The organism is Alkalithermobacter paradoxus (assembly GCA_002029295.1).
GTDB classification, from domain to species: domain Bacteria; phylum Bacillota; class Clostridia; order Peptostreptococcales; family Peptostreptococcaceae; genus Alkalithermobacter; species Alkalithermobacter paradoxus.
This window is the reverse complement of the sequence record MZGW01000011.1, coordinates 1-12,910: the sequence shown is the minus strand read 5'-3', so window position 1 is coordinate 12,910 and position 12,910 is coordinate 1. Positions and strand designations below refer to the sequence as shown.

General features: G+C 32.2%; 12 protein-coding genes, 1 rRNA gene and 1 riboswitch. Of the genes, 2 read left to right on the top strand and 11 right to left on the bottom strand.

Going from position 1 to position 12,910, the window contains the following annotated elements; all coding sequences use genetic code 11:
* Positions 1-84 precede the first annotated feature (84 nt).
* The 3 genes from arcC to arcA are packed head-to-tail and all read right to left on the bottom strand — an operon-like array spanning position 85 to position 3,281.
* Positions 85-1,020 carry a carbamate kinase gene (gene arcC, locus CLOTH_RS09505; protein WP_079413469.1) on the bottom strand — a complete coding sequence of 312 codons (936 nt, stop codon included), beginning with the start codon at positions 1,018-1,020 and terminating at the stop codon, positions 85-87.
* Positions 1,021-1,034: 14 nt separating this feature from the next.
* The gene (argF, locus tag CLOTH_RS09500; protein WP_079413467.1) at positions 1,035-2,033 is read right to left on the bottom strand and encodes an ornithine carbamoyltransferase; all 999 of its coding nucleotides are present in this window, start codon (positions 2,031-2,033) and stop codon (positions 1,035-1,037) included.
* Positions 2,034-2,048: 15 nt separating this feature from the next.
* Positions 2,049-3,281: an arginine deiminase gene (arcA, locus tag CLOTH_RS09495; RefSeq protein ID WP_079413465.1), complete on the bottom strand. Its 1,233-nt coding sequence runs from the start codon at positions 3,279-3,281 to the stop codon at positions 2,049-2,051.
* 176 nt (positions 3,282-3,457) lie between these two features.
* Here arcA and pepV point away from each other — a divergent pair, with 176 nt between their 5' ends.
* Both pepV and CLOTH_RS09485 read left to right on the top strand, forming a co-directional pair.
* Positions 3,458-4,795 (top strand): dipeptidase PepV, encoded by a 1,338-nt coding sequence (gene pepV / locus CLOTH_RS09490; protein WP_079413463.1) that lies wholly within the window; start codon positions 3,458-3,460, stop codon positions 4,793-4,795.
* A gap of 13 nt (positions 4,796-4,808) precedes the next feature.
* Positions 4,809-6,227, top strand: a complete 1,419-nt coding sequence (locus CLOTH_RS09485) for a YfcC family protein (protein ID WP_079413461.1) — start codon at positions 4,809-4,811, stop codon at positions 6,225-6,227.
* A 33-nt stretch (positions 6,228-6,260) separates the two neighbouring features.
* Here CLOTH_RS09485 and CLOTH_RS09480 read toward each other — a convergent pair whose 3' ends face one another.
* The 8 genes from CLOTH_RS09480 to rrf form a co-directional block, all read right to left on the bottom strand.
* The gene (locus CLOTH_RS09480) at positions 6,261-7,181 is read right to left on the bottom strand and encodes an EamA family transporter (RefSeq protein WP_079413459.1); all 921 of its coding nucleotides are present in this window, start codon (positions 7,179-7,181) and stop codon (positions 6,261-6,263) included.
* Between the two features lie 89 nt (positions 7,182-7,270).
* The gene (locus tag CLOTH_RS09475; RefSeq protein ID WP_079413457.1) at positions 7,271-8,776 is read right to left on the bottom strand and encodes a solute carrier family 23 protein; all 1,506 of its coding nucleotides are present in this window, start codon (positions 8,774-8,776) and stop codon (positions 7,271-7,273) included.
* A 29-nt stretch (positions 8,777-8,805) separates the two neighbouring features.
* On the bottom strand, positions 8,806-9,375 hold the full coding sequence (locus CLOTH_RS09470) for a xanthine phosphoribosyltransferase (protein ID WP_079413455.1): 570 nt from the start codon (positions 9,373-9,375) through the stop codon (positions 8,806-8,808).
* A 133-nt stretch (positions 9,376-9,508) separates the two neighbouring features.
* A riboswitch (purine riboswitch) is annotated at positions 9,509-9,610 on the bottom strand.
* Positions 9,611-9,693: 83 nt separating this feature from the next.
* Positions 9,694-11,073 (bottom strand): nucleoside recognition domain-containing protein, encoded by a 1,380-nt coding sequence (locus tag CLOTH_RS10755; protein WP_079413453.1) that lies wholly within the window; start codon positions 11,071-11,073, stop codon positions 9,694-9,696.
* A gap of 15 nt (positions 11,074-11,088) precedes the next feature.
* Positions 11,089-11,847 carry a FeoB small GTPase domain-containing protein gene (locus CLOTH_RS10750; protein WP_079413451.1) on the bottom strand — a complete coding sequence of 253 codons (759 nt, stop codon included), beginning with the start codon at positions 11,845-11,847 and terminating at the stop codon, positions 11,089-11,091.
* 18 nt (positions 11,848-11,865) lie between these two features.
* Positions 11,866-12,108: a FeoA family protein gene (locus CLOTH_RS09455; RefSeq protein WP_079413449.1), complete on the bottom strand. Its 243-nt coding sequence runs from the start codon at positions 12,106-12,108 to the stop codon at positions 11,866-11,868.
* Between the two features lie 152 nt (positions 12,109-12,260).
* Positions 12,261-12,692 carry a metal-dependent transcriptional regulator gene (locus CLOTH_RS09450; protein ID WP_079413447.1) on the bottom strand — a complete coding sequence of 144 codons (432 nt, stop codon included), beginning with the start codon at positions 12,690-12,692 and terminating at the stop codon, positions 12,261-12,263.
* A gap of 88 nt (positions 12,693-12,780) precedes the next feature.
* Positions 12,781-12,897 (bottom strand): 5S ribosomal RNA (gene rrf / locus CLOTH_RS09445).
* Positions 12,898-12,910 lie beyond the last annotated feature (13 nt).

Below are 12,910 nucleotides of genomic sequence, written 5' to 3'. Positions count from 1 at the left end.
TTTTGTGGATTAATATATGTTATGTTCAAAAAAAAATAATGTTCCCTACTAAGGGAACATTAAATTTATATTTTTCATATAAGATTAATCCATTATTAAAGTTCCTGTTTCTCCTTTTATTCCTTTAGCTGCTTTTTCTAAAGAAGTTATTAATGCTTTTCTTCCTTTCTTTGAACTTGCAAACTTTACAGCTGCTTGAACTTTTGGAAGCATAGATCCAGGGGCAAAGTGTCCTTCTTCTATATATGCATTAGCTTCATCTACTGTTAATGTATCTAGCCATTTTTCATTTTCTTTTCCAAAGTTTATGGCTACTTTCTCAACAGCAGTAAGTATTATTAGATAGTCAGCATCCAAAATCTCTGCTATTTTTTCACTAGCAAAGTCTTTATCTATAACAGCAGGAACTCCTATAAGAGAGTTATTTTCTTTTATTACAGGTATTCCACCTCCACCTACTGTTATTACTATATGATTATTATCAACTAAAGTTTTCACAATTTCTTTTTCTGCTACATCTATAGGTATTGGAGAAGGAACAACTCGTCTATATCCTCTTCCAGCATCTTCTTTCATTACATATCCTTTTTCTATCTCTAGCCTCTTTGCTTCTTCTTCACTATAAAATGCTCCTATAGGTTTTGTAGGGTTGTTAAATGCATCATCATTTTTGTCTACTATAACTTGAGTTACTACAGTAGCTACTTGCATTTCTAGATTTCTATTCAATAGTTCCTCTCTTATTGCATTCTGAAGATGATACCCTATGTATCCTTGACTCATTGCTCCACATTCCGGAAATGGCATCTCTGGAGTTTTTGAATTGCACCTTGATGCGGTTTCCATACTTAGGTTTATCATGCCAACTTGTGGTCCATTGCCGTGAGCTATTATTACCTGATTTCCTTCTTCTATTAAATCAACTATAGGCTTTGCAGTATTCTTTACTAATTCTAATTGTTCCTTAGGTGAATTACCTAAAGCATTTCCCCCTAATGCTACAACAATCTTATTTTTCATTTTTTCATCCCCCACTATATATTTCCAATAGTTGCAACCATAACAGCTTTTATTGTATGCATTCTATTTTCTGCCTCATCAAATACAACAGAGTGTTTAGATCTAAATACTTCATCTGTAACTTCCATTTCTTTAAGTCCAAACTTTTCGTATATTTCTTTGCCTACTTTAGTTTCAAGGTCGTGGAAAGATGGTAGACAGTGCATAAATATTACATCTTCATTTTCAGTTTTTTGTATCATTTCCATATTAACTTGATATGGTTTTAGCATATTTATTCTTTCTTCAAATTTATCTTCTTCTCCCATAGATACCCAAACATCTGTATATATTACATCTGCTCCTTTAACATCATTTATATCTTCTGTTAAGGTAATGCTTCCTCCAGTTGTTTTTGCAACCTCTCTCATTTCATTTACTAATTTCTCATCTGGGAATAATTCCTTAGGAGCAAGTGCAACAAAATCCATTCCCATCTTTGCAGATCCTATCATTAAAGAGTTACCCATATTGTTTCTAGCATCTCCAACATAAACAAACTTAACTTTATTTAAAGACTTGTTAACATGCTCTGTTATAGTCAAAAAGTCTGCAAGTATCTGAGTTGGATGATACATATCTGTAAGACCATTCCATACAGGCACGCCTGCATTTCTTGCTAAATTCTCAACTGTTTCTTGTTTAAATCCTCTAAACTCTATACCATCATAGTATCTTCCTAGAACTTTTGCTGTATCTTCTATAGATTCTTTTTTTCCCATTTGGCTATCATTAGATCCTAAGAAAGTAACGTGAGCACCTTCATCGAGTGCTGCTACTTCAAATGCACACCTAGTTCTTGTTGAAGTTTTCTCAAATAAAAGCACTATGTTTTTTCCTTCTAATAAATTCCCTTTTATTCCTGCTCTTTTTTTATTTTTAAGATCTTTAGATAAGTCAAGTAGATATTTTATCTCCTCTGGTGTGAAATCTTTAAGTGTTAAAAAACTTCTTCCTCTTAAATTTACTGGCATTTTAATCCCCCCACATTATTTTAGATTTTCTCTTACAAGTGGCATAGACATACATCTTGGACCACCACGTCCACGAGATAGTTCTGAAGATGGCATTATATGCAGCTTTATTCCATTTTCCTCTAAAATCTTATTGGTTACATGATTTCGTGAATAAACTATAACTTCCCCTGGTGCTATAGCAAGAGTATTTGAACCATCATTCCACTGTTCTCTACCTGCATGCACTGTATCTCCATTGCCGCACCTAATTAGTTTTATATTTTCTACTTCTAGATATTTCTCTAGTATTTGTTCTAATTGCATAGTCTCTTTTTCTATAATTAATTCTTTCTCGGATCCTTTTCTTATGGAATAAAGTGTAAGAGGTCCTTCTATCTCTGGATGTATTGTGAATTTGTCATAGTCAACCATTGTAAATACAGTATCAAGATGCATAAATGCCCTTTTTTTCGGTATATCAAAAGCAAGTATTGTTTCAAAACTTTCATCACTTTTGAATATATTTTTTGCAAATATTTCTATTGCTAGTGGATCTGTTCTTTCTGATATACCTATAGCTATTAATTTATCACTTAAAACTAATATATCCCCACCTTCTATAGGGCAGCTTTCTTCTCTTTTGTACCAAAGCGGAATATAACTATCTCTGAATGCATGATGATACTTAAATATGTACTTAGCAAATAGAGTTTCTCTATTTCGTGTAACTGTTTTCATTTTATTTAAAGATATACCTTTTCCTATAGTTGCAAACGGGTCTCTAGCGAAATAAAGATTAGGCATAGGGTCTATTATGAATGGATGATCACAGTCTATAATATCTATCAAAGAGGTCTTTTTATAATCTTTTATTTCTTCTTTTCTTATTCCTTCTATCATCTTATCTATCATTTGTCTGTTGTCATGAAATTCTAGTAGGTATTCTTTTATTAACTCTATCTTCTTTTGGCTTTGTACATTTGCTTCATTGATAAAATCATCTAAAAACATGTTCTTAACTTCATTATCAGTCATACATTCTGAAATTAGGTCTTCTACATATAAAACTTCAACTCCATTATTTCTGAATATATTTGCAAATGAGTCATGTTCTTCTCTTGCAACTTTCAAATAAGGTATGTCATCGAATAGCAGTCGTCCCATAAGGTCAGGTGTTAAATTTTCTATTTCTTTTCCTGGCCTATGAAGTAATACAGTTTTTAGTTTTCCTATTTCTGAATAGACATTCATACTTTTCCTATCCATTTAACTCCCCCTTTGTCCGCTTTTAATACTATGATATGAGATTATACCTGTAATAATGACAGATAAGATATATTCTTTGTGAAAACGTATTCAAGCTTGAAAAGTTCATAATAATTTTATATGATATAAAAAGGAGTTTTTATGAGTAAATATAAAAATATAAAGGGGGATGAAAGATGGATTTCAAGAAAAGAATCGATGAATTAAAAGATGAGATGATATCGTCTATACAGGAATTAGTTAGAATTCCTAGTGTGCTTTCAGATGGATGTGAACAGTTTCCATTTGGAGAAAATATAGATAAAGCTTTGAGATATACTCTATCACTTTGTGAGTCTTTAGGATTTAGAACATTCTATGGAAATGGATATTATGGATACGCTGAAATTGGACAAGGTGATGAAATGATAGGTATATTAGGTCATCTTGATGTTGTTCCTGAAGGTGAGATAGAAAGCTGGATATATCCTCCTTTTGATGCTGTAATTGATGATGGTAAAATATACGGTAGAGGAACTCAAGATGATAAGGCTCCAACTTTAGCTGCTATATATGCAGTAAAAGCACTTATGGACTTAGGTTTTGAGTTTAATAAAAGGGTTAGATTCATATTTGGAACTGATGAAGAAAATCTATGGAGAGATATGACTAAATATCTCGAGAATGAGGAAATTCCATCTTACGGATTTACTCCAGATTCTACATTCCCTATGATAAATGCAGAAAAGGGACTTCTTCAAGTTATATTAAGATCTAATAATTCATCTGAAATAACTTTCTCTGGAGGAACTGCTTTCAATTCTGTTCCAGATAAAGTAACTTACTCTGATGTAAAAATTGATGAATTATGTAAGGAACTTGACAGATTAGGATTTGAATACGATTCAAACAAAGAAAGCGTAACTGTTATAGGAAAGGCTTCTCACGCTGCAAAGCCTGAATATGGAATAAATGCTATCTCAAGACTACTTATAGCACTTAACAACCTTGGAATAAAATCTAACGTTGTTAAATTTGTTGCACAGGTTCTTAAAGAAACTTATAACGGAGAAACTATAATTCCAAATTGTGAAGATAGTGCCTCTGGAAAATTAACTATTAATGTAGGAAAAGTAAATATTAATAAAGATATGGAAGAAGTTGGATTAGATGTAAGAATTCCTGTTACTTTTGATAAGAAAGTAATAGAAGATGCTATAAAAGAAAAAGCAAGTGCTTACAATCTTGAGTACATAGAGCACGACTTCCTAAAATCAATATATCTTCCTGAAGATCATGTGCTTATAAAAACATTAAAAGAAGTATTTGAAAGAGAAACAGGACTTGATTCAACTCCTTTATCTTCTGGTGGTGCAACTTACGCAAGAGCTATAGATAACTGCGTTGCATTTGGATCTGTGTTCCCAGGAAAGCCAAAAGTTGAGCATCAAGCTAATGAGTACATCGTTATCGATGATTTAATTAAGGCTTCAAAAATATATGCTAGTGCAATATATGAATTAACAAAAAAATAGGAGGGATTAAAGTATGAAAAAACTAAAGATGCCAACTGCTTATACTATTTTATTTTCTATAATAGTAGTAGTTGCAATAATGACATGGATCGTTCCTGCTGGTCAATACGACTATGTAGATCCAAATGCTTCTAGAAAGGAGCCTATTCCTGGTACATACCACTCAGTTGAAGCAACTCCACAGGGAATTACAGATGTTCTCATGGCCCCTGTTAATGGATTTTATGACGCTAAAGATGTGGCATTATTCGTTATAATTATAGGTGGATTCTTAGGTGTTGTTATGAAAACTGGAGCTATAGATGCCGGAATTGCTAAAATTACTCAAAAGCTAAAGGGTAGAGAAAAGTGGATGATTCCTGTTCTTATGATATTCTTTGGACTTGGTGGAAGTACATTTGGTATGGCTGAAGAAACTATAGCATTCTATCCATTATTATTACCTGTATTTATCGCAGCTGGTTACGACTCTTTAACAGCTGTTGGAACAATACTTTTAGGTGCTGGTGCTGGTGTTTTAGGTTCTACAGTTAATCCTTTTGCTACTGGTATAGCTTCTGGGTTTGCTGGGATATCACTAGGACAAGGTATTGGATTTAGATTATTGATATTAGTAGTTGCTGAAACTGTAGCTATTTTATACGTTATGAGATATGCAGAGAAGGTTAAGAAAGACCCTAGCAAATCTCTTGTATATGATATGATGGAAGATAATAAAAGACACTTTGTTTCTACAAGAGGTCAATCAGAGTTCCCAGAACTTACTTCAAAAAGAAAACTTATACTTGCTTTATTTGGACTTACTTTCGCTATAATGATATTTGGAGTTATTCCTTTTGAGGACTTAGGTGTTACTGCTGTTCCTACTTTATGGTGGTGGTTTGGAGAGCTTACTACACTATTCTTAGTTGCAGCTATTGTAATTGGACTTGTTTATGGAATGAAAGAGCAAGAACTTATATCTTCATTCGTTGCAGGAGCTAGAGATTTACTTGGTGTTGCTCTTATAATAGGTTTGTCTCGTGGTATCACTATAGTAATGAATGCTGGTAAAATAACAGATACTATACTTAGTATAGGTGAGCAAGCTCTTACTGGAGTTGGTTCTTTAACATTTGCTATATTAACATATTTATTCTATATACCTATGGCATTCTTAATTCCATCAACATCTGGTCTTGCTACTTTGTCAATGCCTATAATGGCTCCACTTGGAGATTTTGCTGGAGTTGCTAGACATTTGGTTATAACTGCTTACCAATCTGCATCTGGTACAGTAAACTTCCTTACTCCAACAAGTGCAGTAGTTATGGGGGCACTTGCTATAGCAAGAGTTCCTTACGATAAATGGTTAAAATTCGTTGCTAAATTCATAATAATGGTTATGATAATAGTTATATCTGTTTTAAGCTTAGGAGTTTTAGTTGGATAATAGATAAGCTGACACATTTTGTGTCAGCTTTATTTATTCTGTAACTACTTTTATTTCACCTTTTTGTTTTCTAGGTTTTTGGACTAAATATACCCCAAATAATATAACTACTGTAGATACAACAACACTAAATGATAAAGGCTCTTTTAGTATAATGGCTCCTAAAAATACTGCAACTATAGGGTTTACATATGCATAAGTGCCTGCTTTAGATGCTGGCCACTTTTGAAGTACATATATATAAGATCCATATCCTATCATAGATCCTATAAATATTAAATAAATCATAGCCCACATAGCACTTTTGCTAAAGCTAACTTCAGATAATTCTCCTAAAAGTATTCCTGTTATACAAAGTCCTATACCACCTGATAACATTTGTATTCCTACATGAGTTACTATAGATCCAGATGGTTTGAAGCTCTTAGAGTATATAGATCCTATACCCCAAGATAATGATCCTATAAGAAGTATTATTCCACCTTTAATATCTATAGATCCAGCACCTGCTCCTGAAAATACCAAAAACACAACTCCAGCAAATCCAACTATAAGCCCTACCCAAGTCAAATAATCACTATCTTTTTTCTTATTAACTATAAGGTCAACTATGGCAATAAATAGTGGTACTGTAGCAACTAGTATAGATACAGCTCCTGAATGAACCCATTGACTAGCAAAAACAACAAGGCCATTTCCACCTAATAGTAAGAAAAGCCCTACTATCGATATCTTCCCTACATCTGATAATTTATTAGGAAAATCCATCTTCTTAAACTTTGCAAATCCTAAGACTATAAGTCCTGCTATTAAAAATCTTATTCCAGCGAAAAGCTCAGGAGGAAAACTTTGAACTCCTATCCTTATAGCAAGATAAGTAGATCCCCAAATAATACATACTGATATATACGCTATTATTACTTTCAATTCTTCTTTTTCTATTTTAGTGTCCATATAACACCTCCCTTAGCTATTATACTACACCAAGTGCTCTTTTTAAATCATACAAAATATAAAGGTGAGCCTACTTAGGCTCACCTTCATTATATAGTCTCTATTACTTCTTCTTTAGTAACAGCTTTTACTTTTTCTTTTATAGAAAATATTATAAACATAAATCCTATAGCAGCATATCCTAGAACATATTGATAATCAGTTACTATAGATAACTTAGGAGCATGCATAAATCCAACTAAAGATAATAAACTTCCAACTATCGATACATAAGCTGCCTTATCAAATTCATAATCAATTATATAAACTAGTATTGCACCCCATATAAGGCCAGTAAACATAGCCCCTTGCCCTAAAGGAACAATTGCTGTAGATAAATTATTTACAATTTCTCCTGCTCCACCATTGAATCTAGTCATAATGTAATTTGCAAAGTAAGGGAACATAGCTATAACTACTGCTGGGTAATGCTTTTTATTAACTGATGAAAAGGCTTGAGATACCATTGAAATTCCAACAAATACTAGTATAGGAGCTATAACGGGAACTGGAATAATTTTTGACATTGCAGCTATAATACCAAATGTTGATGCAATTAAGAATACTATTCCATTTATTATACAATATCCTCTTCCTGCATTCATCCATTTAGATCCTATAGAAGCTATATAAACAGTAGTAGGAAATACTCCTCCAAATAAGCTTCCAATCATAGTTCCAACTCCATCTGCAAATTGAGCTTCCTGCACATTGTAGCTATCTCCTGCAGCTGACATTGCCTCAACATTATTCATAGTTTCAATAAAGTTATATATTGATATAGGAATAAGTATTGCAAACAATCCCATCATAGGTCCCATTAGATATGATATTCCAGCTAAGAATCCTAAAGTTGGTATAGGAATATAAAATCCAACAGTTGAAAATCCTTCTGATATTTGGCTAGGATCAGCACTTCCTATGATATAAGCTAAGGTAGTTCCTATTATTATTGCAAATAAAGATGCAGGTATCTTAAAAGGCATTGATTTCTTTCCTATAAGTCCTATCAATATAAAAGATAACACTACCATACCAACTACTGGCATCTCATAAGTTTTGAAAAATAATTCTCCTCCTATAAATGCAAAAGCTACTCCTGCTAAAGCCCCTAGCATTGATGCTCTTGGAAGATGATCTCTAATCCACTTTCCAACAATACTTCCTGCTGCCTCTACTACTCCACCTAAAAAACAAGCAGCCATGCCTATTTTCCATGCAGTTTCTGGATTACCTGTCATATCTAATGCAGGTCTTAAAACTCCAAATAAATATATAAACATAACTGGTGTACTTATCCCGTAAGAAAGTGCAGTAACATCTGATCTATTTTCCCTTTGAGAAAGCTTCTTCGCCATATGAGCATAATAAAGATTACCGCAAAGAACAGATATAGCAGCGCCTGGAATAACTCTCTTATAAACAATCGATTCAGGATATCCCATTCCAATCATAGCAACTGCAATTAGTACAAAATTAGCAAGATTATTTTGAAATAGTGCAAAAAAGCCATCAATATCTTCTTTTTTAAACAATGGATAATTTACTTTACTCATCTAGAGTTCCTCCCTTTATAGTCCTTAATTTATCTGAATATAATCTGCCCTTCACTCATAGAATCTACAATTGCCAATGATTCAATATTAATTCCAGCTTCTCTTAACAACTTTCCTCCATCTTGGAATCCTTTTTCTATTACTATTCCTACTCCTACAAGATTAGCATTAGCTTTATCAACTATTTCTTTCAGACCTAATATTGCCTGACCATTAGCTAAGAAATCATCTATTATAAGTATATTTTCTCCGCTATTTATATACCTTTTTGATATCCTTATTTTGTACATTTTATCCTTAGTGTACGAAAAAACCTCACCCTCATAAGTTTCACTATCTAAATTCTTAGACTCAGTTTTCTTTGCAAATACTACTGGTACATTAAAGTACTGAGCAGCTATAGTCGCAATTGCAATACCTGAAACCTCTGCAGTGATTATTTTGTCTATTTTAGAGTTTTCAAATCTTTTCTTAAATTCCTTTCCTATTTCATTTAGAATATCAATATCTAATTGATGATTCAAAAAGCTATCTACTTTTAATATGTCATTTCCGATTACCCTTCCATGCTCTATTATTTTTTCTTTTAATAGATTCATCTTTGCCTCCTAATTTTCTGTAGTTAGTAAAAACAAAACCCTGTGGTCTATGACCACAGGGTTTAACAAATTCAAAAACATATAAATACAATAAGTAAACTAGCAAATTTTAGCTAGAAGAATACAATTGTACTATACTTAGTTAAACACCCGTAGTCAGACTATTTACGGTAGCCTGGTAGAAACTATTGGTCCATATTACCAAAATTATACGAGTTACTTATACAATTTTCTACAAAATACATCTAAAACTTAGTGATAATTGTAACTCAAGTTCTAATAAAAAGCAATAGTTTTATTTTAGGTGTTAAACTAATTCTACAAAAGTCCAAATAAGTTAACTATTTGGGTAAGCGTAAAGCATACTATAATTCCTATTGTAGTTGGCATTATAGCTGAAACTGCTGCCCATTTGAAACTTCCACTTTCCTTTCTTATAGTCCAAAGTGTTGTTCCACAAGGGAAATGCAATAGTGAAAATAGCATAACATTAAGAGCAGTGAGATAGGTCCATCCATTTGATATAAATAATTCTTTCATAGCCTCTAAACTGTCAAGCTCAAGCATTGCTCCTTCTGACATATAACTCATTATCAGTATAGGAATTACTATTTCGTTAGCAGGCATTCCTAATATAAAAGCCATTATAATAAAACCATCAAGGCCTATAGCTTTCGCAAAAGGATCTAAAAATAATGCTGCATGAGATAATATACTAATTCCTCCTATATGAGTATTTGCAAGTATCCATATAATTAATCCTGCTGGAGCTGCTACTAATATTGCTCTTCCTAATACAAATATGGTTCTATCTATAAGTGATGTATATAATATCTTTCCTACTTGAGGTCTTCTATAAGGAGGAAGCTCTAGAGTGAATGAAGAAGGTATACCTTTTAGCATAGTTTTAGAAAGTATCCAAGAACTTATAAGTGTAATAGCTATACCTATCAGAACTAAAAATGATACGAATAGTGCGGATAGTATAGTGTCGTATTTGCTTGATGCTACTATAAAAATACTAGATAATGCTATTAAAAGAGGAAACCTACCATTACAAGGTACAAAGCTATTTGTTATCATAGCAATCAATCTTTCTCTAGGTGAATCTATTATTCTACATGCCATGACTCCTGCTGCATTACACCCAAATCCCATACACATTGTTAATGACTGTTTTCCATGAGCTCCACATTTTTTGAATAGCTTATCAAGATTGAAAGCAACTCGAGGAAGGTATCCTAAATCTTCTAGTAGTGTAAAACATGGAAAGAATATTGCCATAGGTGGGAGCATTACGGCTACTACCCAAGCTAATGTTCTATATACTCCTAACACTAGAATTTCATGTATCCAATTAGGAGCATTTATACTAATGAATATATTTGTAAGTTTATCCTCTATGTTAAACAAGAAAGTTGCAAGCATATCTGATGGATAATTAGAACCTACTATAGTTATCCAGAATACTAATCCTAATAGAATAAACATAATAGGAAATCCTGTTAATTTTGATGTTAATAAATCATCTATTTTGCTATCTATATTGATTTTTTTGCTTTCATCTTTTGTTACAACCTTTCTAGCTATATCCTCTGCACTATTATAAATACTTTTTACCATTTCATCTCTTAAGTTATGTTGATTATCTACTTTTATTTCATCTATAAGCACTAATAATTCATCAAAATTATCCATATAACCACCTCTAGCCTAAGACATATTCTCTTTGCATAAATATTTATTTATAGAATCAATAACAGTTTTATCTCCTTCTATAATCCTTAGTGCTACCCATCTAGAATTTAATTTACCTTTGAGAATAGGATCTAATATTTGAGTTATATTTTTTATTTCATTTTCTATATTCTGAGGATATATCAATTTTCTAGGATTAGTGCTATCTATTCCAAGTGCTATATTATAAACCTTGTCAATTAATTCATTAAGACCTTCACCACTTCTAGCAGTAGTTGCTATCACTGGTATACCTAGCTCATTTTGTAGTAAATCAATATCAACATTTATACCTTTTCGCTTTGCTTCATCCATCAAATTAACACATAGAACTACTTTATCTGTAAGTTCCATAACTTGAAGTGCCAAATTTAAATTTCTTTCAAGACAAGTTGCATCTGTAACAACTATTGTAGCATTAGGCTTTCCAAAGCATATAAAATCTCTGGCTACTTCTTCTTCTACTGAATTTGCTAAAAGAGAATATGTTCCAGGTAAATCTACTAAAGTGAACTTTTTATCTTTATATGTGTAGTTTCCACGAGCATTAGATATGGTTTTTCCAGGCCAGTTTCCTGTATGTTGATTAAGACCTGTCAAAGCATTAAAAACAGTACTTTTTCCTACGTTTGGGTTTCCAGCTAGTGCTATTACAAGCTCATCAGGGCTTCCTATTTTTATATTGAATTTTTCACTTAGTAGCGATGTTCCACAAGATTCATGCGTTAATCCCATATCACTTCCCCCTTTACCTTACATATCAATCCTTTTTACGAGTATCTTGCTAGATTCTTCACTCCTAAGTGCTATTACTGCACCTCTTATATCGTAAGCTACAGGATCTCCGAGTGGACTTTTTCTTAAAGCTTTTATTATAGTTCCTTGTGTGATCCCTAAGTCGAGCATTCTTCTTCTTGATGATCCTAAACTTAATAAATTTAGGACTTGAGCTCTTTCACCTATAGGTAACTCTGAAAGTGGTATTATATTTTTCATAACTTACCCCCTTTATATTAGCCTAGGCTAACATAAGCCTAGAAAATAAGAGCATTTTTTTCTTATAATTTTCTCTATATAATGATATGAAATCTCTAATTTTTTTGTTCCACGCAAAAAAAGAAATATATACTTATATAAGCATATATTTCTTATTCATCATAATCTCCTAAAATAGTTTCTATTTTGTAATCATTAAATTTTTTCAAAATATCATCATTTTCTTTCAAAAAAATAACTAATTTTTCTATGCGTTTTATACTAGATAAGCTAAGGTAATGTTCTATAGCTTCTGCTTCATTATCAATATTACAATCAGATTCTATAATTCTAAAAAAATCCTTTAGTATTGAATTTCTATTTATAAGAAATTTACCTTTATTCATTCCTTTTTCTAATATATCTATTTTTTCATATGCTCTGTATTTAATATATCCTAAAGCGTCTAATCTTTTTAATCCTTTAACAACAGATGGCATAGATACATTTAAGCAGTCTGCTATATCTTTTATTCTTATGTCTTCGTTTTTTAAAGATAATCTATACAATTCTTCTAAATAATCTTCTAAGCTTGGAGATAACATAGCCTCATCCTTTATACTTTTTTATATAATTGTATTAGATAAGCTTTGTTTGTATGACAATATACTTGCCAAAAAACAAAAAAAGATTACCTGGCTACGTCCTACTCTCCCAGGAGGCTTCCCTCCAAGTACCATCGGCGCAAAAGAGCTTAACTTCTGTGTTCGGAATGGGAACAGGTGTATCCTCTTTGCTATAGTAACCACATAATCTTAATTGT